Genomic DNA, 18928 nt, shown 5'->3' on the forward strand with positions numbered 1-18928 from the left:
CGTTAAACAACAATGATCATGATCCGTATAAAAAAATATTTTTTCCTGAGTGCACTTGCCGGCAGTCTGTTGAGCAGCTGTACCAAGAACTTTGAATCTGTCAACACCGATCCGAATAATCCGAAAGATGTAACTGCTGGTGCCTTACTGAATCCGATCCTCTATCAGCTCACCAGTTACAACACCAAACGCAGCGACGATTTTACCTTCGATATCATGCAGGTAAGACTGCCGTGGCCCAGCAACTCCGGTGGGATCCACCGCTATGTGGTATCCGACGCCTCCGGTAATGGTTCCTGGAATACTTACTATAGCTGGATGACCAACATCAACGACATGATTCAGATTGCCGAAAAAACCGGCAAGAAGAACTATAAGGCCATCGGACTGGTACTGAAAGCCTGGAATTTCGCCAACCTGACCGATTGTTTCGGCGATATCCCGATGTCGGAAGCTAACCGTGCGGAAGAAGGCATCATGCGACCTAAATTCGACAGACAGCAGGATATTTATCCGCAGCTGTTGTCGTATCTGGAAACCGCCAACAACCTGTTTGATGTCAACGAAAAAATGGAAGAAAACGTAGACCTGCTGTACCAGAACAAAATAGAAAACTGGAAACGTTTTGGTAATTCCCTGCGCTTACGTTTACTGCTGCGTATCTCTAACCGTACCGAAACCAAAGCAGGTGAGCAGATGGCGGCCATCATTGCCAATCCTGCCAAATACCCGGTATTTAACGATAACAGCCAGGCTGCCCTGCTGCGTTTTACCGGCGCAGCTCCTAACCTGTCGCCCTGGGGCCGTGCGGTGGACTTTACCACCACCCGTTGCGCCGGCGAGTTTTTCGTAAACACCCTGAACGATTTCAATGATCCCCGCCGTGAAAAAATGCTGTCTAGAGCCCAAAGCCTGGATGGTAAAACAGACCTCGGCTTTAAGGGTATTCCCAGTGGTTACAGTGGTGATGCCGGTCAGTTCAAATACAACCCATCCAATATGCTGGTTGCCCTCGCAACTGCACCACTGAATGGAGTAATGATGTCCTACGCGGAAGTGGAACTGATCAAAGCAGAACTGGCACAGAAAGGTATTATTGCAGAAGATGCCAAAACACATTACGAGAAAGGCGTAAAAGCCGCTATCGAACAGTGGGGCGCTACCATGCCGGATGATTATTTCACCAATACGGCAGCGGCCTATGATGGTACCCTGGACCGCATCATGTTGCAGAAATACTGCGCCTTGTTCTTTACCGATTACCAGCAGTGGTTTGAATACCGTCGTACCGGATTACCGGTATTACCGAAGGGTGATGGTATGCTGAATGGAAAAGTAATGCCTGTGCGTTTTAAATATCCGGCAACCGTACAAATTACAAACCCCGACAACTACAAAAGTGCGGTAGCTGCCATGGGTGGCGACGATATCAACACCAAAGTGTGGTGGGAAAAGAAATAGACTAACACTAAAACAACAACAACACAACAACGGCTGTCTTAGCATCTTGCTGAGGCGGCCGTTTTACGTATCCGGCAGTATCTCTTTATGCAGGTCGCCCAGTAGCAGAAAGCCGCAGATGTTGAAGCCTGCTTTCAGCAAGGTAGCCTTCGAAGCTTTGTTATTAATGTTACAACGGGCAGCAGGTACCCGCCCTATCTGATAGGCCTCTTTTTTTATTTCCTGTACCAGTAAACTCCCGAATCCTTTTTCCCGGAAAGCGGTATCCACTTCCATATATACATCTGCATACGGCAGGTTGTAGTTGAGCATCAATCCTCCGGTAGCCACAATGCGATCATGTGATTCCAGTACATAGTCGCCCGCATCTCCGCCCAGGTTATCTTCCGGCAACCGGCGGCGGAATACCACCTCCGGTATACTCAGATGAGTGGTAACCGTATCTTCAAACAACACGGCTTCTGCCCGGATATTGCGGGCATGTTCGTACAACATGGCCGACAACAACTGATCGTTACTCTGGCATTCTATAAAAGTTGCGCCACACTGCGCTTGGAAGGCAGTAAAAATGAGGCTGGTCCACTCCCGGAAAGGCCGCAGTACATAGAATTCAAAAATGGCATCTCTTTCTTCCCGGCGGGTAGAGCCCCACACGGCGCCATAGCCGGCCTTCTCTCCATCTACAGTAAAGAGATAGCTATCAGCCCAGCCATATTCATGGCATTTATTACCTACAAACTGAAAATTATTTTCCTGCAGAAATAATACACGAAAATCTTGAATGTGATCCAGGGTAGCCGGGGTAATGGTGATGTCCATAACAAACAGTGCGTTACCAAATGTACTAAAAGTTATGTTCGTCTGCAATACGCTGTGTATCAGGTACTGACTGCACCCAGAAGTACAGTCGGTTGTTCAGTTCATATAGCTGTATGGTATACGTGACATCACACCTGCCATAAAATAGCAGTGACACCATCTATTTGTCTGATGTGCCGCTGCAAAAATGGTATTTCCCTTTAGCAGTTGATAAATGTTAATCAAATGCAATCGAAAAGATATCAATATGCAAGTTGCTATCATTCCGGGAATAACAAACAGATCAGCTAAAACGGACTACCCATATCCTTTAAACAACATATATAAAATAACTATGTAAATAATTATATTTTAATTATTTATACGATCGTCTGTTTTTCTTTTTCAGGAGAGACATACCCACGCCATTATGCAGTCAGTGGTTGTAATTTTGCTAACATTTTATTTTTTTAATAGAAAAAATGTTATTATTGTAAAGGCAGGCAGTTAACATTCGATTAACAATTCTTATCATAATTTTTTGAAACTTGCTGATAGTATTTTGGCAATGTAAATACCCCTTCTTGTAATTAGTACGTATAAGAATTTTGTAGTAATGTAGAAAAACCAAAATTATGACCCTCAATAATAATTAATGCTATGAAACGCTATCGGGGCCTGTATGCCCGTATTACTATCAGCGCTATTTGAAATCCCTCGGCACATATTCTTTATCACCTCAAAACTACCCACCATGGCTATAGAACATCGAAATCCGCTAAAGTCAATGCTATTCTTCCCCCTGATGGCCGGTACCCAACACCTGGAAAAACCCGAATCCAAATATCCTATCATCGTTGTTAACTTACTCGCACTTACGCTTAGCGTCTTAGTGCTCTCCATTGGTACCTATTTCTATACGTTAAAACAATCGTGGTGGATAGCGGGTGGCATTGTGGTAGAAGTAACAGGATTTGCGATAGTCATAGCCCTCAATCAATGGAAAAAATTCTTTCAGGCAAATCTGCTGATGCTGATTGCCAACGGTATGTTTGCGGCCTACTGGAGTCTGATACTGGGAACAGGTGTATCGATGGATCTGTTGCTGGCATTTCTGTTTCTCATTATTTTTCATTTAACCGGTTCGCTGTTTCTTTATAAAGAAAGGAAAGTATTAATCGTCAGTCTCGTTACCGTCGTAACCTTAATGGTCGTCGTCCAGATCAATACCTATTACCGGTTTATTGCCCCCCTCAGTTTCAGCAACGGCATTATTTCTGCTATGCGCTTTATTACTTCCGGCGCCTTCTTCGTACTGATTGTATTAATCCTCGCTTCCTACATGACGCAAATCAATAGTTTATTATCTTCTGAAATAAAACTAAAAAATGCGTCCATCGCCAAAAGCACTTTTCTGCGGGAAACCTACCACGAGCTAAGAACTCCGCTCAATAATATCTTCGGTATCATTCAGCTGCTGCAGCTGGATAAAGACAAATTCAACACCGATGAAATGAAGGAAATAGACAACCTGTACGCCGCCTGTTATACAGCGCGGAATATTATCAATAACGTACTGGACATGTCGCGGATAGAGGCGGGTAAATTCAATGAAATCATCAAAGAATCTTTTCGGCTGAACGACTGTATAGAACATTGTGTCATGATGAATCACTACATCGCCAATGCAAGAGGTATCCGGATTTCCTATACACCAGCCAGGCAATTACCGACGTTGATACATACCGATAAAATCATCCTCATCAAAATCATCAATAACCTGTTATCCAATGCCGCCAAGTTTTCGCTCCCGGATAGTTTAATTGAAGTAAAAGCATCGTGCAACAATAAAGATTTCCTGTTCCAGGTCAGTAACCAGGGCTGCATCAACAAAGAAAAAATTGCAAAAATATTCGAACCTTTTTTTACAGAACGCAATCAATATGCTGAAAACACCGGATTGGGCCTGCAGATTACCAAACACCTGATAGAACTGCTGGGCGGAGATATCAGCATCGAATCAGACAACAACTACACAGTATTTACCTTCAATATTCCTTATGAAATAGCACAGTACTCCACACCCGCTGCCGTTAGTAACCTGGATCTGAAAAACAATTCCTTCTCAGGCGCCAGGGCAGTCATTATTGAAGATGATGAAGCCAGCGGTGCATTGATCACCAAATTGATTTCCCGCCTTGGTATCAACGCCACCTTGTGCAACAATGGCAGAAGTGGGCTCACCTCTATAGAATCAGAAAAACCAGATATCGTTATTACCGATATGCATATGGAGAAAATGGGTGGCGTAGAATTACTGCGGCATATACGTGAAACCCAGGAATTGAAAAACATCCCGGTCATTATCGTTTCCGGAGATGCTTTTAATTCTGCCAGTGAAAATATCCTCAGTGCCGGTGCAGACGCATTTCTCACCAAACCCATTCACTTCAAGGAATTATATAACGAGCTATACAAACAGTTACCCCAGTTTCACAAATCGGCATAACGACCGGTATCGAGTATAGCCCAGTCATCATACCCTTTCACAATCGTACATACACCTGATACATATTCTTCCACCTGCCTGTTAATATCCTTACTCCAATAAGGAATAGCACTACGGTATTGCTCCAATTGCTGCATATGATCCTGGTGCTGATCAATCACAAACTGAATCGCCTTTTCCTGTGTTATATTCAACTCTTTCTGAGCTATACACACCAGATTCAATCCGGCTTTTTCCAGGCTCTTTTCTCTTCTCAAAGAATGCAGGTCATTCCCTAATCCACCAATCAGATTCAATACCAGTTCTATTCGCTGAATGATATCGTGTTCATAGATTTCATCCGGCAGATTCAGCCCGGAAAAAATAGCCACCAACGGAAACATAATGGAGAAGCCTGTCTCCGGCCGCACTTTAAAGTACTCTGCAATCGTCGGCATATAATCATCCAACTGCATATCAATCTCAAAAAAACATTCCCGCAGGTAAGTAGTCATGTGTTTACAAAACTGCCGGTATAAATTCGGGGGACTAATCCGTTTAAAACGATCCCTTATATCCATCAAACCATTATTCAGAATATGCTCTTCCGGCGTCCCCTCATTCTCCAGAATATCCAAAAAACCATTCAGCAAAGCCCGCATCCGTTCTGCTTCCATATTATTGCTGGAGGCCCGGTCGCACATATCATCCACTGAAAATAACCAGGTCAGTAAATCGCCTGCCAGACATAACTGACTAAAAGAAGCATAGGGATATTCCCGTGCTGCCTGTAACCCGAATTGTGATTTAACATACCAACTCATTGGCTTGATCGCCGACGTAAAATCGAACCTTTCAGCCCAGTGCAAAGACTGCAGCTGTACATCTTCAGAAAAAGAACTGATCCGCGGAGGACCGGGGAATTCAACAGGTGAGCACATTGTTTTTGACATAAGGGAAAAGTTAATTGGTTATTGAAAAAAATAATTTACAAACCGGGGATTGCCTGATAATAAATACCATTCATACCAGACAAAGAACTACAAAATGCGCTGCTACTACTTTGCTATCTCTAAAAGAGCCTTCCGGTTCTTTCTACTTTTGGTTGTTGGTCAAATTAAATATCGATATGGTACACGATGTCAATACATTCAGATGCGGATAATATCTATATATGCAGATATTATATCTAAATAAAGTACTCTAACTCATGCAAAGTTGGGGTTTTAGAATGATACTTAATTGCACTAAAGCTAAATTGGACAAATATTTTTTTTCATAAAGTATTGACGTTCAAATAAATAATATTTACCCGAAAAAAATGGACAAATACACCGCCAACCGGCCGCAGCCACTTGCCGCTATACGGGAATCATCACCGTTTTTTTCCGGATTAGCTATTAATCCCTAGCTTTGAAATCATGTATACAGATCAGTTGCACCAGCATTATGAAGCCTATTTTGGTATCCCCGGCAAAAAAATTACCTGGGATAAAGGACCGCTCGAAAAACTACACCCGGATTTTTACCTGCTCGTATTTCCGCCCAACAGCCGGCAATCCCTGTACACCTATTGTACAGTTGGGATGTCTGCCGGAGATATGGCATACTTAACAGAACTGGTGGTATATGCCCCCCGGGAAGAGGAAGGCCTCGCAGAGCTGCTGGCAGTATGTGCGTCCTATCACAGGAACAAAGCCCCCTTGCTGCTGTATCATACCGTAAACCTTGGCCGCCCCTGGCTCGATCAATCATCATGCGACCATGGCTTTATCTCCTATCCCTGGCTGGACAGCCCACTGGCGGAAGTAGCCGTAAACGGACAAACGGTATACTGCTATTGGTACGTTCCTATTACAGAACAGGAAAGAGACTATAAAGTAGCCCATGGCCACGAAGCTCTGGAACAGCTGTTTGAAGACCAGTCATTGCCTTATGCAGATCCTGCCCGCACCAGTCTGACCTCCTGACACCCTGATTTCATTCACAGACCCATACAAGACATCTCTTATGAACACATCTCTGTTGCGTACCCTCGCCGGCTTATATTTCCTGCTGACTACCTTGTCTGTCGCCGCACAAAACAAGGTAGTGGTTTTCCAATCGGATTTCGGATTAAAGGACGGCGCCGTTTCTGCTATGAAAGGCGTAGCCACAGGCGTTTCCGGCGACCTGAAACTCTATGACCTCACGCATGAAATTCCGGCCTATAACATCTGGGAAGCCGCCTTTCGCCTGGAACAAACCGTTCCCTACTGGCCGGCCGGCACCGTCATTGTATCGGTCGTAGATCCCGGCGTAGGCACCGACCGGAAATCGGTGGTATTAAAAACCAACTCCGGTCACTACATCGTAACGCCCGACAACGGTACCCTTACGCTCGTAGCCCGCTCCCTGGGCATTGCCGCCATCCGGGAAATAGACGAAGCCGCCAACCGCAGAAAAGGCAGTCAGCAGTCGTATACCTTTCATGGCCGCGATGTATATGCCTATACAGCCGCCAGACTGGCCGCCGGCACCATCACCTTTGAACAGGTAGGCCCGGAACTGCCCCGCAACGTTGTCAGTATTCCCTACCAGCCCGCAGTAAAGGAGGGGAATACCCTGAAAGGCAGCATTGCCATCCTGGATGTGCAATACGGAAACATCTGGACCAACATCTCTGCAGACCTCTTCCGGGAACTACAGCCTGCCTATGGCGATATCCTGCACCTCACCATTTACCACAAAGGCAAACAGGTGTATAAAGGCGATGCGCCTTACTGCGCGACCTTCGGCGCCGTGGCCAAAGGCAAACCACTGGGTTACCTGAACAGCCTGATGGAACTGTCGTTTGCCCTGAACCTGGGCAGCTTTGCAGACACCTATCATATCGGCAGCGGTCATGAATGGAGTGTAACCGTGAGCATCACCCATAAAAAATAAAGTATGCCCCAACAGGGATATACGTAGCTACTGCCGTAATTTTGCAGGTAACGGCACACAGGAAGTGTTGCCGGCGGAAATCAGCTATACTTTCACTGATCAGTTGTTATACGATGAAAAAAATGATGTTCCCGGTAGCAGCCCTCCTGCTGCTGGTTGTTTTTGCCTTCTCGGTTATTACCGTACAACAGTGGCGTATCGGCAGCGATTACCAGGTGAAATTCAGCGGTAAATATGCCGATGGTTATTTTAAAACGCTGAAAGGCACGGTGGTTTTTGACGAACAAAACCCCACCGCAGCTAAATTCGATGTGGTCATCGATGTAGCTTCCATCAATACCGGCAACTGGCTGAAAAATAAACATGCCCGCAGCGCCAAATGGTTTGATGCGGAAAAATATCCGGAGATCCGTTTTACTTCCACTACGGTAAGCCGGTCGGGCAACCAGTATGTGGCGCAGGGAATACTGGATATGCATGGGGTTAAAAAAACGATCAGCATTCCTTTCACTTTCCTGAAAAACGGTGCCGGTGGCGTATTCAACGGCCAATTTAAGGTAAACCGCAGCGACTTTGGTCTCAGCAGTGCCAGTGGCAACGATAGCGACTATACGCAACTGACCGTCACTGTGCCCGTTACGGCCCATTAACAGGCCAGGTGGTAAGTGCTACCACACAAACAGGGAATAATACCACGGCCGGCCCGCAAGCGTTTTTACCTTGCACTGCCAACCTATTTCATGACCACAATTGTATATACCGTATGCTCAGCATAGCCGTTATCAGTGATATCCATGCCAACCTGCCCGCGCTGGAAGCCGTACTGGCCGACCTGGACACCATAGCACCGGATCAGATTTATTGCCTGGGCGACCTGGTGGATTTTGCACCCTGGCCCAATGAAGTGATTAACCGCATCAGGGCCTTGCGCATTCCCGTAATCATGGGCAACCACGACGAACGTATTGCCTTTGATATACCTGTGGTGCCGCTGCAAAAACACAGCGCAGCAGAAACGGCGGCCCGCCTGGAAGCAATCGCCATCACCCGCAGCACCATCAGCCAGGAAAACAAACAGTTTCTGGCCAGTCTGCCTGCCCATATCCGGCTGCAGTTTGGGACACCGGAAAAACCGCTGTCGGTACTGCTGGTACATGCCAGTCCCCGGAACATAGATGAGTACATCTATGCAGATCACGATCCCGCTGTCTTGTGGGACATGCTGGAAGCACACCAGGCGGATGTATTGATTGGCGGGCATACCCACCTCTCCTACATCCGGGAGCTGCATGGCAAAAAGAACGGTGCATACGCGCGGAAACTGGTTATCAATGCCGGCTCTGTAGGGCGCTCCAAGGAAGATAATCCTGCGGCGACTTACCTGCTGCTGCAAATAGACCATACCGTAGCAGAAAAGCCTGTGATGATACCCGTTATCCGGAAAGTTCCCTATGCCGTGGAAGTAACAGCAACGGGCATCCGGGAAAGTAAGATCCCTGATTTCTACGCGGCATTCCTGCAAAGGCATTGATGCATCTTAATCCCACCACAGGTACAGGGTGTGGGTGCGCTGCATTTCTTCGGACAGGGCTTGTACCGTTTCCGTGCCCTGATCCACAATATCCGGACAGAAATCATACACCTGCTGGGCCAGGTCGGTAAAATCCGGTGGTACAGTACCAAACTTCAATTCTACCCAATCATGATCTGCCCCTATGATCTGAAAATGATATTGGGTATCCCATTCCCGTAATCTTTTGATCAGACTATCTGTGGAGATACCAAAGTTGTTTCCGTTGGTACCCTTGTAACGCAGGATATCAAATTGGTCGGCTGATTTTAATACGGCAATCTTATCCGGTTCCGGGCCAAAACTTTCGGCCGACCGGAAAATATGATAGCCTTTACGATTAAAATCTTCCAGCAACTGATCTACCATTTCCAGGGGATTATCGCCTTCATCGTAGGCAAATTCCAGTGCGGCTGGAGGCGGACTGCCGGCGTTGCTGCGATGCCCTGTTAGGGTCATTCGCTGGAAAGGAGCTGCTGTAATGGCCCGAAGGGAAGCTATGACCGTATGGTCAAAATGCAGGGAATCTGCCAGCGCATAATCTTTTTTACCGGGTTTACGGGCTGTATCTCCCTGATGGTTAAAGCACGCGGTCATTAAACAAAACAGGGGTAAGAGGGAAAATACTTTTTTCATCTGATATAGGATTAATAATTAACCGGCACAGCCACTGCAAATGTAAGGAGTTAACCTAAAATTATGGGGAACAGCTCCCGATCCGGCGCATATTTTTACAGACTGCATTCCCTCCACATCACCCTGCGATACCAAGGGTAGTAAATCGGCCACAATTCCCTACCAGTAAACAATTCCAGGCACCCAGATACATTAAAACAAATAAACATTTATCTATTTTTTTTATCTGCATGTTCATGATTTGTTAACTTTCGGCTGGTTTTAAACCTGTGAAAGATTATCTTTGCAGGATGAAACTAAAACTTCATTTCCGATCCAGGCTTTCTTTCTTCAGCAAACACACTAAACGGATCAACGGCACAGGTATGCTTCCAGGCATGTAAAAATCTCCTGTCTCCGTAAACACATCAAACATTTTTACGTTAAGTATGCTGACGAAACTTGTACACCACAAAGACGCATTGCAACCCACCCGCTTTATCAATGATGCCGCTTTTGACTGGCATTACCCGGAAAGGATTCAACAGTTATCAAGACGACACTGGACACCCATGAGCGTTACCAGGAAGGCAGCCGCTTTTCTGTCCAATGTACCTGGTAAAAAGGTGCTGGATATTGGTAGCGGCGTAGGCAAATTTTGCCTGGTAGCTGCACAACACTATCCGCATGCTACCTTTTATGGGGTAGAGCAAAGAAAAGAACTGCACAGACTGGCCCTGACCACCCGCGATGCCATGGGCATTCACAACGCCGATTTCATACATGGAAACTTTACACAGATAGATTTAGGCGAATACGATAATTTTTATTTTTACAATTCCTTTTTTGAGAACCTGGATAATAACGACAGAATTGACCACCAGATCGAATATTCATCCAGCCTGTACGTTTATTACTCCCGTTATTTGTTCAAAGCCCTGGACAGCCGGCCAAGCGGTACCCGCCTGGTGACTTTCCATAGCTCTGAAAATGAGGTCCCGCCCAGCTTTCAGGTGGTGGACACCTCTCATGATTATCAGTTAAAAATGTGGATTAAAAGATAAACTCAAACAATTACATAGGACACCATAACTACAGACGAATATATGTTACGGATTATCGAACAGCTCAAAACAGCAAAGGACGCAGACAACGTAGCGGCTATCATTACACAGGTCGTTGCCAATACCAATAACGGTACACTGCCCAATCAAACAGTAACTGCTTTACAACAACATCTGGAAAAAGTATCTCCGCTCGATTGCGAAAGTACCGAATGGCGTAACTACAGACATGCCTTAATGTTCCTTAACAAAAAAACAATGCTGCAACCCGCTTCAGCATAGAAAGGGACAAAACATCCAACTATAACGACAAACGACAGGCAGATTTTTCATTAGTTTTGCGGCAATGCTGCCAATTCATATGAAAAATCTGTCTGATCCGTTAAAACGCCTGCTGAGTTTCCTTATCGGAGATCCACAGATATTTACCCTCGAGCACCGTATCTTTAATGGAATAAATCTGTTAGGCCTGCTGATTATTGGCTATAACATTCCCTTCAATTATCTGACAGGACTCACCATCTCCGCGTATATTTTTGCACTCATCTTCCTATTCCTTTCCGGCGTTTACTACCTCAGCAGATACAAACAAAAACTCAATGCCAGCATAACGATCAGCAGTATTCTGATCAACGTGATGTTTGCCGTCAACTACTTTTTCAGTTCGGGTATCCAGGGCGCTTCCCTCCTATCGTTTACGTTCAGTTTTTTCCTGATCATGCTGATCACGCCCAGCGCCCAGCACATCGGATGGTTGCTCTTCAATCTGCTATTGGTAGCCGGACTGATTACCACAGAATTCTATTTTCCGCAAAGCGTACTGGATGTATATCCGCAAAGGGAAGACATCTACATCGATATGGGTTCCACTTACCTGTTTACCATCACCGGCATTTTTGCCGGCGCCATCTATATGAAACGGGCCTATTATGAGGAGAAGAAAAAGCGGGAAGAAAAAACCAATGTACTGGAAATCCTGAATGCAGAAAAGAGTAAACTGTTTTCTATCATCTCCCATGATCTCCGCAATCCGCTGGCTTCTATCCAAAGTTATCTGCAGCTGCTCCAGGATATTCCGCTGGAAGAGAAAGAAAAAACACAGATCGAATCAGAACTGTTGTATGTGGTAAACAACACCCAGGAAATGCTCACCAACATCCTCCTGTGGTCTAAAACCCAGCTGGATGGACTGGTCGTAAACCTCACGCCCGTCAACGTTTCAGACGCTATCATGCCCATTATACAACTCAACAGATCCGCAGCTTCCAAAAAAGGGATCTCGTTACAACATAACATAGACACCTCTATGAGCGCCCTGGCAGACGTCAATATGTTGCAATTGATTGTGCGCAATCTGATTGGTAATGCTACCAAGTTTACACCTGCCGGCGGTAATATTTCTGTACAGTCTTTCCCTTCGGGAGATGATTGTGTGATTGTAGTGAGCGATTCCGGTTCCGGTATTACAGCCGCCGGTAAAGACGATATTTTTTCCCTGAAAGTACGCTCCACCTTTGGTACCGAAAATGAAAAAGGCATCGGACTGGGGCTTTTCCTGTGTAAGGAATATACCAATGCCCAACAGGGAAGAATATGGCATGAAGACAACGAACCGAAAGGCAGCTCCTTCTACCTGTCGCTACCACTGGCCAATTGAGATACCGGGCAACACCCGCACCAGGGCGGTATATTTCCCATGATGACTGATAGAAACCGGTTGCCGGCCATCTTGGTGATGCGCCACTACGGGTACCCCCATCACATCCTTTTGTAACTGCTCATCCGGTCGCAATGCAGCGGATATGACAGCAGCGGATAAGCCTGTAATCCCCGCCACCAGCTTAAAAAGCGATGGTTGTGCCACCGCCCAGGTATGCAGACAATCACCGGTAATCACCGTATGGGTATAGTACACATGCTGTCCGCAGGAAACCCTGCCCGTCATGCAGGTTTCGTTCGCTGTCTGCAGCGTGCATATAAAACGTAACGGGGTATATCTTCTTTCCCTGGTGTTCCTGTGTTCAATTTTATAAGCAGCTTCCTTACAACTCCACAACCACCAGACCATTTGATGTGGTTGCGTCGCAACAGCCACCAGGGCTTGTTCTGCCGGTGTACAAATTTTAGACAGATACCCCGGCCGTTGCCAGTTACTCTCCCGGCCGGCCACTGTCAGGTCGATGACATCATTCCCCAGCACCCGTATTTAATTTAGCCGTGATAATATCCATCGCAGCCTGCACATTCAGCATCTTTTCCATTTCTTCATTACTGATGGTAATGTCAAATTTCTCTTCTACATCCAGGATCACATCCACCAGGTTGGCAGAGTTAATTTTCAGGTCATTGATAAAATCTGTTGTTGCATTGATCTGCTGCAAGGCTTCTTCATTCTTCGCATACGGGGCTACGATCTCTTTTAGCCGGGCGATCAGGGTTGCATTATCCATATATACAGTTTTTCATAAACAAGTTGCAAGCGCACAAAGAAAAGGCTTTATGCGTATTTTTTCAAGACCACACAGCCGTTTACATCACCAAAACCAAAGCTGGCCTTTATCAGGATATTGATGTTTTGTTGCCGCCATTGCTGCGGAATCTTTTCCCGGGCCACCAGGTCCGCTATTTCCGGATGCAGATCTTCACAGTTGATATTCGGAAATAAAAAACCTTCGTGCAGCTGCAGTACTGCCGACACCAGCTCAATAGCGCCGGATCCGCTCAGGCAATGACCGGTCATTCCTTTCAGGGCATTCAGATACGGAAAATCTTGTCCATACCGGTTCAGTGCCACACACCAGTTGTGTATCTCTGCAGCATCCTTTCCGGTAGCTGTCAGGTGTCCGTTGATTACATCCACTTCCTGCGGCGTCACGCCGGCATTATTCAAAGCAGTGGTAATACAGCGCTGTACCGCCATACTGTTGGGCGCAGTCATACTGCCACCGTTCCGCTGTCCGCCGCCATTCAGGTGCCCACCCAGTATTTCGCCGTAAATGGTTGCACCACGGGCCAGCGCACTTTCCAGCGATTCCAGCACCAAAGCACCCGCGCCGCTGCCAGGTACAATACCTGCAGCACTGGCGCTCATCGGCCTGGAAGCTGCCGCAGGCTGGCTGTTCCCTTTCCACGTTGTCACCTTCATAGCATCAAAGCCGCCCCAGATATAAGGACCACTTTCTCCCGTACTACCCGCCAGCATCCGCGTGGCATGGCCATAACGGATACGGTCGTACGCCATCAATATACTTTCCACCCCGGTGGTACAGGCCGCCGAATTGGTAGATACCTGGTTACCCAGGCCCAGCTTTCCTCCCAGAAAGGCGCTCACGCCACTGGTCATGGTTTGTACCACCACAGTACTTCCCAGCTTACGTATCTGCAAGGCATCTACTTTATAGATGGAGTCGCGGATTTTATCTACCCCGGAACTACCTGCACCGAAAATAACACCGCTCTCCCAATCCGGATCAGCAGTATCCGTCAGTGGTAACCCCGCATGCAACCAGGCTTCCATACCGGCGATAACACCGTATACAATACTGCTGCACTGCAATCCCCGCAATTCCAACGGATCAAAATACTGTTGCAGCAACGTCTCCGGAATCACCGGTTCGCCGGCAACACAACAGGAAAACTGCAGGGCCTCCAGCCGCGGGTCGTAGCGGATACCGCTCTCCCCCTGCTGAATGGCCTGTCGGAAAGCAGGTACGCCTGTGCCGTTAGGAGCTACTACTCCCAGTCCTGTGATGACAACCCGGTTATGCATGTGCGCTGTTGATTAACATTCCTTCAATGGTACCATTACACACTTCCTGGTGTGCCTCATTTCTGAGAGATACCTTACACTTTAGTTTACCAAAACGGAAGTATATTTTTTCTGCCGTCACGGTTACTTTTTCACCCGGAAAAACCGGCAACAAAAAAGCGACGTTCACAGCAGTCATCATACAAGTGGCTTCCCGCTCCGGTGGCTCATGCCGGGTCAGATAAATAGCCAGACAAGCCAGTCCTGTCTGCGCCATCATCTCCGTCAGCAATACTCCCGGCGTGACCGGATATTGTTTAAAATGGCCGGCATAAAATGCCAGGTCGGCGCGAAAAGTATAACTGCCAATCACTTTCTCCTCATCAATATGCTCCAGTGTATCCACAAATAAAAAAGGAGCCGCAAATGGCAAACGTGCTATAATATCGGTAGTATCCATGATCAGCTGATATGTGTGCCTCCATCCGCCGGAATAACCGCGCCATTGATCCAGGCAGCCTCGTCTTTGCATAGGAGGTATACCACATTGGCCACATCTTCCGGCGTCGTTAGCCGTTGAAAAGGATTCCTGCTTTTACTGTATGCTATCAATTGCTCGCTGCCGGGAATCATCCGCAACGACCGGGTATCGGTAATGCCCGCCTGTATACTGTTTGCACGGATACCGAAGGGCGCCATTTCCAAAGCAATGCTGCGTACAATGGCTTCCAGTGCTGCTTTAGCCGCCGATACGGCGGCATAATGTTTCCAGGCCCTGTGGCTGCCTTCACTGGTGAAAGCCAGCACCCGCGCATCTGCAGCAAACAGTTGCTGCGCCAACAGGTCTTTGGTCCAGCTATACAAACTGACGGCCATGTGGTCATAGGTGATCCGGAAGTCATCCGTAGCCAAAGCATTGCCTTCATCGGGTACCATCGCCTTGAGATTCCCTTTGGCAATGCTGTGCAGTAAACAACGTACTTTTCCTTTTCCCTGCAGCGCTGCTGCCAGCGCTGTGATCAGGTCCGCCCGCTTTTCTTCACGGCCGGCATCGGCATTAAAAGTAAGCAGTTGTACCCCCATCTCCCGGATGCCTTCAAATTCGCGGGCAATCTCTGCTTCTTCCGTTCGGCTATTCCGGTACACAATACAGATATGCATACCCTGTGCCGCCAGCTTCCTGGCAGCAGCCAGTCCCAATCCGCTGCTGCCACCCAGGATGACAGCCCAGTATTGATGTGCTTCAAATGTTTTTACCATTGCAATAAAATTCGCTGTGCAGAAAAACCAGGACCAAAACTCAACATCAGTCCTTTCTCTCCGGAAGGAATCTGTTTGTCCATAAAACGCTCCAGTACATAAAAAATAGTGGCACTCGACATATTACCATATAAACGCAATACTTCCTTCGTATCGTCTATTTGTTTTCCCTGTGAGGCAAACAAGGTTTCTACCAGCTGAATAATCTTTTTTCCACCGGGGTGAAAAATCAGGTGCTGAATATCTTCGATGGAATGTCCGTTTTTTTCCAGAAAAGGATAGATGATATCCGAAAAGTGCGTCGCAATCTGTTCCGGTACCGTTACATCCAGTATCATCTGTAAACCGGGATTCGTGAGTTTAAATCCCATGAGATGCGTGGCATCATAAAAGTGATACATCTCTTCTGCGATGATCTCCGGCCCGGTATCTGCTTCATGTGAAGACAATATCACGGCCGCAGCACCATCTCCGAAAATGGCAGCACTCACAATATTAGCCATGGAATAGTCGTGTTGCTGAAAGGTAGCCATAGGCGATTCCACCGCTATCACCGCTGCCCGTTTTCCCTTGTTGGCGGCTAGGAATTTTTTTGCATAAATGAGTCCGGATACACCGGCTGCACATCCCATTTCGGTAACCGGCAACCGCACAATATCCTGCCGCAATTGCAGTTCGTTGATCAGGTACGCATCCAGCGAAGGAATCATGATGCCGGTACAACTAACAGTGATGATATAATCCAGTTCCTGACCGGTGATACCGGCTTTATCCAAAGCGCTTTGCAGACTTACTTTGCCGAGCCTGATCGCTTCTCTTATATACAACTCATTTTTCTCTTCAAAAGAAGTAGCCATAAAAACTTCTTCCGGCCCCATAATAGCATAACGCCTGTCTACCGCCGCCTGCTCAAAAATCTTTTTTACCTTTCTGACAAAGCGTTCTTCCTGTCCGGATAACCATACATCCAGATAAGGCAGCATTTCATCGGTTGATCTGGAATACGCAGGTAAAGCTTTGGATACTGCCTGAATTCTAACACTCATACATTTGAAATTACCCATTGGTAACGGAAAGCCCATCTCCATTGCAGGGAATAGTGAACAATATTCAACGCCTGTGAAAAACGTATTAACTCCTTTTTTTTGAATCCCCGCAGAATAGACACGGCTCCATCCTGCCGCGACATAGGATTCAGCCGCACAACATATCCCATCAGCTGAAAAAGATAATAGGCGACTTTACTGCGATGCAGGTCATTGATCACGATGCCCACGGCCGCACGTTCCCGAAAAATCCGCAACAACTGTGCGATCGCTTCGTTGCTGAAATGATGCAGCGTCAGCGTACACAATATGATATCATACTGCCAGGTGGCAAATGCCGGATCAGTGATATCCATACAGTGATACTGAATGCCCGGATAAGCAGCGGATAGTTCCGCGGCATGCTGCACGGTAAAAGCATTGGCATCGATGCCAATCAGCTGCAGCTGCCGGTTATGCTGCCGGCCATACCGCCACAATTCCCGTAACAGATCGCCGTTACCACATCCTGCATCTACAAGCGTTACCGGTTGTGCCGGTGGTAATTGTTTCAGCAATATAGCTACTCCCTCCAGCGTGATTTTATTCCCGCCAAGGGTACGATTAATCATCGCTATTTTTTCCAACGTCTTATATAACTCCGTTCCTTCCATCTGGAAGTCGTCCATGATTTCGGTGGCAGTACTTCTGTTTTTTGTATCCTTCCACATCAGACATTTACATTAAGTGGCTTACCATGTGTACGTTTAATAATGGCCGGCAATATACCGGGAAACCACAGCAATCCTTTGAGCATGCCGGCCGACAGGATACTGCTCCGGAATACGCGGGACAGGATGCGGCCTGTCTGCATCCGTTGGGCAAATAATTCCTGCCATGCTTGCGTATATTTTTCTTCCAGCAGGGCCCTGCCGGCAATAGCGCCATCAAAGTATTGCAAAAGGAGGGTTGCTGCTATACCCGCACTATGTATCGCCATCGCCATACCATTACCGCAGAAAGGATGTATCAATCCTGCAGTATCGCCTGTCATCAGCATATGAGCCGTCACGCTTTCCTTGGCAGCAAACGACACCTGGCTGATCGACATCGGTCGATCAAACAACGGCGTACAACGCGTCAGTAATGTTTTCAGGTGAATATTTTTATATAGTACGGCTTCCTGATGAGCGGCAATATTTTTATACCGCTTGAAAGTGTCATAGTGCACCAGGTAACAGACATTAATGATGTCATTTTCGATTTTCGATACACCGCAATAACCACCGGCGAAATTGTGCAGCGCCACCAGATGATCCGGGAAATCGCCCTGGTAATGCCCTTTTACAGCCAGCCAGGCTGATTTACCGGCCATAAACGGTCTGGATAATTTCTGGTCCAATGCCGATCGTTTCCCATAGGCACCCAGTACGAATGGCGCGGTTAATATGCCATGCTGCACAGTATCTACAAAAAACTGTCCTGCTTCAAACCGGACGTTGGTCACCGTATCTGTCAGCAGTTCGGCTCCCCCTACCAGGGCCTTTTCCATCAGGAACTGATCCAGCCGGTAACGGCTTACCCCAAAGCCGCCCTGCTCCAGCGCACCTTCCACAGTATTGCCCGACTGATCAGACAACAGCAACCGGTTAATATGGGATGGCTGTAATGCAACCGGGTCAGCACCCAGCCATTGCAGATACGGCAATACTTCATTACTGATATATTCCCCGCATACTTTATGCTGCGGATAGGTGTTTTTTTCGATGATAGCCACGCGTAAACCTGCCCCTGACAAATGAATAGCAGCGGTAAGGCCAGCCAGCCCGCCGCCGATAATGATTACATCTCTTGATCCCATGCCATAAGAGTGGTTCTGATAAACAGTTCTCTGTAATATAGCAAAAATGTAGTGGACCTGAACAAGGTTGACCCGATAAAAGCAGGTAACAGATTGAGGAAGATGAGGAAAGA

General features: G+C 47.0%; 20 protein-coding genes. 9 read left to right on the top strand and 11 right to left on the bottom strand.

Annotated elements, in window-relative coordinates; all coding sequences use genetic code 11:
* The first annotated feature begins 18 nt into the window (after positions 1 to 18).
* Positions 19 to 1461, top strand: a complete 1443-nt coding sequence (locus tag OL444_RS25015) for a SusD/RagB family nutrient-binding outer membrane lipoprotein (RefSeq protein ID WP_264729055.1) — start codon at positions 19 to 21, stop codon at positions 1459 to 1461.
* A 63-nt stretch (positions 1462 to 1524) separates the two neighbouring features.
* Here the strand turns inward: OL444_RS25015 and OL444_RS25020 are convergent, their stop codons facing one another.
* Positions 1525 to 2280 carry a GNAT family N-acetyltransferase gene (locus OL444_RS25020; RefSeq protein ID WP_264729052.1) on the bottom strand — a complete coding sequence of 252 codons (756 nt, stop codon included), beginning with the start codon at positions 2278 to 2280 and terminating at the stop codon, positions 1525 to 1527.
* A 733-nt stretch (positions 2281 to 3013) separates the two neighbouring features.
* Between OL444_RS25020 and OL444_RS25025 the strand changes: the two genes are divergently transcribed.
* The gene (locus OL444_RS25025) at positions 3014 to 4768 is read left to right on the top strand and encodes an ATP-binding response regulator (protein WP_264729049.1); all 1755 of its coding nucleotides are present in this window, start codon (positions 3014 to 3016) and stop codon (positions 4766 to 4768) included.
* Here OL444_RS25025 and OL444_RS25030 read toward each other — a convergent pair.
* On the bottom strand, positions 4753 to 5700 hold the full coding sequence (locus OL444_RS25030; protein WP_264729046.1) for a terpene synthase family protein: 948 nt from the start codon (positions 5698 to 5700) through the stop codon (positions 4753 to 4755). The two genes, OL444_RS25025 and OL444_RS25030, sit on opposite strands and share 16 nt — an antisense overlap.
* Before the next feature lie 468 nt (positions 5701 to 6168).
* Between OL444_RS25030 and OL444_RS25035 the strand changes: the two genes are divergently transcribed.
* From OL444_RS25035 to OL444_RS25050, 4 genes are all read left to right on the top strand, one after another.
* Positions 6169 to 6717 (top strand): suppressor of fused domain protein, encoded by a 549-nt coding sequence (locus OL444_RS25035; protein ID WP_264729043.1) that lies wholly within the window; start codon positions 6169 to 6171, stop codon positions 6715 to 6717.
* A gap of 40 nt (positions 6718 to 6757) precedes the next feature.
* Positions 6758 to 7672, top strand: a complete 915-nt coding sequence (locus OL444_RS25040) for an SAM hydrolase/SAM-dependent halogenase family protein (RefSeq protein WP_264729041.1) — start codon at positions 6758 to 6760, stop codon at positions 7670 to 7672.
* A gap of 113 nt (positions 7673 to 7785) precedes the next feature.
* Positions 7786 to 8322 (top strand): YceI family protein, encoded by a 537-nt coding sequence (locus OL444_RS25045; protein WP_264729039.1) that lies wholly within the window; start codon positions 7786 to 7788, stop codon positions 8320 to 8322.
* A gap of 113 nt (positions 8323 to 8435) precedes the next feature.
* Positions 8436 to 9203 carry a metallophosphoesterase family protein gene (locus tag OL444_RS25050; protein WP_264729038.1) on the top strand — a complete coding sequence of 256 codons (768 nt, stop codon included), beginning with the start codon at positions 8436 to 8438 and terminating at the stop codon, positions 9201 to 9203.
* Positions 9204 to 9209: 6 nt separating this feature from the next.
* Here the strand turns inward: OL444_RS25050 and OL444_RS25055 are convergent, their stop codons facing one another.
* On the bottom strand, positions 9210 to 9878 hold the full coding sequence (locus tag OL444_RS25055; protein ID WP_264729036.1) for a DUF4253 domain-containing protein: 669 nt from the start codon (positions 9876 to 9878) through the stop codon (positions 9210 to 9212).
* A 428-nt stretch (positions 9879 to 10306) separates the two neighbouring features.
* On the opposite strand from OL444_RS25055, the gene OL444_RS25060 reads away from it, so the two are divergent.
* From OL444_RS25060 to OL444_RS25070, 3 genes are all read left to right on the top strand, one after another.
* The gene (locus OL444_RS25060) at positions 10307 to 10921 is read left to right on the top strand and encodes a class I SAM-dependent methyltransferase (RefSeq protein WP_264729034.1); all 615 of its coding nucleotides are present in this window, start codon (positions 10307 to 10309) and stop codon (positions 10919 to 10921) included.
* Positions 10922 to 10963: 42 nt separating this feature from the next.
* Positions 10964 to 11203 (top strand): hypothetical protein, encoded by a 240-nt coding sequence (locus OL444_RS25065; RefSeq protein WP_264729031.1) that lies wholly within the window; start codon positions 10964 to 10966, stop codon positions 11201 to 11203.
* Between the two features lie 79 nt (positions 11204 to 11282).
* The gene (locus OL444_RS25070) at positions 11283 to 12578 is read left to right on the top strand and encodes a sensor histidine kinase (protein ID WP_264729029.1); all 1296 of its coding nucleotides are present in this window, start codon (positions 11283 to 11285) and stop codon (positions 12576 to 12578) included.
* Here the strand turns inward: OL444_RS25070 and OL444_RS25075 are convergent.
* The 8 genes from OL444_RS25075 to OL444_RS25110 are packed head-to-tail and all read right to left on the bottom strand — an operon-like array spanning position 12561 to position 18815.
* On the bottom strand, positions 12561 to 13121 hold the full coding sequence (locus OL444_RS25075) for a 4'-phosphopantetheinyl transferase family protein (RefSeq protein ID WP_264729027.1): 561 nt from the start codon (positions 13119 to 13121) through the stop codon (positions 12561 to 12563). The genes OL444_RS25070 and OL444_RS25075 overlap by 18 nt on opposite strands.
* Complete coding sequence (locus OL444_RS25080) at positions 13108 to 13371, bottom strand: acyl carrier protein (RefSeq protein WP_264729024.1); 264 nt, start codon at positions 13369 to 13371, stop codon at positions 13108 to 13110. The genes OL444_RS25075 and OL444_RS25080 overlap by 14 nt, the downstream gene beginning before the upstream one ends.
* Positions 13372 to 13418: 47 nt before the next feature.
* Positions 13419 to 14690 (bottom strand): beta-ketoacyl-[acyl-carrier-protein] synthase family protein, encoded by a 1272-nt coding sequence (locus OL444_RS25085; protein WP_264729022.1) that lies wholly within the window; start codon positions 14688 to 14690, stop codon positions 13419 to 13421.
* The gene (locus OL444_RS25090) at positions 14683 to 15129 is read right to left on the bottom strand and encodes a 3-hydroxyacyl-ACP dehydratase FabZ family protein (RefSeq protein ID WP_264729020.1); all 447 of its coding nucleotides are present in this window, start codon (positions 15127 to 15129) and stop codon (positions 14683 to 14685) included. Before OL444_RS25090 ends, OL444_RS25085 begins: the two co-directional genes overlap by 8 nt.
* Before the next feature lie 2 nt (positions 15130 to 15131).
* Complete coding sequence (locus OL444_RS25095; protein WP_264729018.1) at positions 15132 to 15929, bottom strand: SDR family oxidoreductase; 798 nt, start codon at positions 15927 to 15929, stop codon at positions 15132 to 15134.
* Positions 15923 to 16975, bottom strand: a complete 1053-nt coding sequence (locus OL444_RS25100; protein WP_264729016.1) for a type III polyketide synthase — start codon at positions 16973 to 16975, stop codon at positions 15923 to 15925. Before OL444_RS25100 ends, OL444_RS25095 begins: the two co-directional genes overlap by 7 nt.
* Positions 16972 to 17685, bottom strand: a complete 714-nt coding sequence (locus OL444_RS25105) for a methyltransferase domain-containing protein (protein WP_264729014.1) — start codon at positions 17683 to 17685, stop codon at positions 16972 to 16974. Before OL444_RS25105 ends, OL444_RS25100 begins: the two co-directional genes overlap by 4 nt.
* Positions 17685 to 18815, bottom strand: a complete 1131-nt coding sequence (locus tag OL444_RS25110; RefSeq protein WP_264729013.1) for an NAD(P)/FAD-dependent oxidoreductase — start codon at positions 18813 to 18815, stop codon at positions 17685 to 17687. Before OL444_RS25110 ends, OL444_RS25105 begins: the two co-directional genes overlap by 1 nt.
* Positions 18816 to 18928 lie beyond the last annotated feature (113 nt).

Source organism: Chitinophaga nivalis (assembly GCF_025989125.1).
GTDB classification, from domain to species: domain Bacteria; phylum Bacteroidota; class Bacteroidia; order Chitinophagales; family Chitinophagaceae; genus Chitinophaga; species Chitinophaga nivalis.

What these genes read in the sequence shown, in the direction of transcription:
- OL444_RS25015 (WP_264729055.1), top strand. Translation starts at nt 19, where the DNA reads ATGATCCGTATAAAAAAATATTTTTTCCTGAGTGCACTTGCCGGCAGT.
- OL444_RS25020 (WP_264729052.1), bottom strand. Translation starts at nt 2,280, where the DNA reads ATGGACATCACCATTACCCCGGCTACCCTGGATCACATTCAAGATTTT.
- OL444_RS25025 (WP_264729049.1), top strand. Translation starts at nt 3,014, where the DNA reads ATGGCTATAGAACATCGAAATCCGCTAAAGTCAATGCTATTCTTCCCC.
- OL444_RS25030 (WP_264729046.1), bottom strand. Translation starts at nt 5,700, where the DNA reads ATGTCAAAAACAATGTGCTCACCTGTTGAATTCCCCGGTCCTCCGCGG.
- OL444_RS25035 (WP_264729043.1), top strand. Translation starts at nt 6,169, where the DNA reads ATGTATACAGATCAGTTGCACCAGCATTATGAAGCCTATTTTGGTATC.
- OL444_RS25040 (WP_264729041.1), top strand. Translation starts at nt 6,758, where the DNA reads ATGAACACATCTCTGTTGCGTACCCTCGCCGGCTTATATTTCCTGCTG.
- OL444_RS25045 (WP_264729039.1), top strand. Translation starts at nt 7,786, where the DNA reads ATGAAAAAAATGATGTTCCCGGTAGCAGCCCTCCTGCTGCTGGTTGTT.
- OL444_RS25050 (WP_264729038.1), top strand. Translation starts at nt 8,436, where the DNA reads ATGCTCAGCATAGCCGTTATCAGTGATATCCATGCCAACCTGCCCGCG.
- OL444_RS25055 (WP_264729036.1), bottom strand. Translation starts at nt 9,878, where the DNA reads ATGAAAAAAGTATTTTCCCTCTTACCCCTGTTTTGTTTAATGACCGCG.
- OL444_RS25060 (WP_264729034.1), top strand. Translation starts at nt 10,307, where the DNA reads ATGCTGACGAAACTTGTACACCACAAAGACGCATTGCAACCCACCCGC.
- OL444_RS25065 (WP_264729031.1), top strand. Translation starts at nt 10,964, where the DNA reads ATGTTACGGATTATCGAACAGCTCAAAACAGCAAAGGACGCAGACAAC.
- OL444_RS25070 (WP_264729029.1), top strand. Translation starts at nt 11,283, where the DNA reads ATGAAAAATCTGTCTGATCCGTTAAAACGCCTGCTGAGTTTCCTTATC.
- OL444_RS25080 (WP_264729024.1), bottom strand. Translation starts at nt 13,371, where the DNA reads ATGGATAATGCAACCCTGATCGCCCGGCTAAAAGAGATCGTAGCCCCG.
- OL444_RS25085 (WP_264729022.1), bottom strand. Translation starts at nt 14,690, where the DNA reads ATGCATAACCGGGTTGTCATCACAGGACTGGGAGTAGTAGCTCCTAAC.
- OL444_RS25090 (WP_264729020.1), bottom strand. Translation starts at nt 15,129, where the DNA reads ATGGATACTACCGATATTATAGCACGTTTGCCATTTGCGGCTCCTTTT.
- OL444_RS25095 (WP_264729018.1), bottom strand. Translation starts at nt 15,929, where the DNA reads ATGGTAAAAACATTTGAAGCACATCAATACTGGGCTGTCATCCTGGGT.
- OL444_RS25100 (WP_264729016.1), bottom strand. Translation starts at nt 16,975, where the DNA reads ATGAGTGTTAGAATTCAGGCAGTATCCAAAGCTTTACCTGCGTATTCC.
- OL444_RS25105 (WP_264729014.1), bottom strand. Translation starts at nt 17,685, where the DNA reads ATGTGGAAGGATACAAAAAACAGAAGTACTGCCACCGAAATCATGGAC.
- OL444_RS25110 (WP_264729013.1), bottom strand. Translation starts at nt 18,815, where the DNA reads ATGGGATCAAGAGATGTAATCATTATCGGCGGCGGGCTGGCTGGCCTT.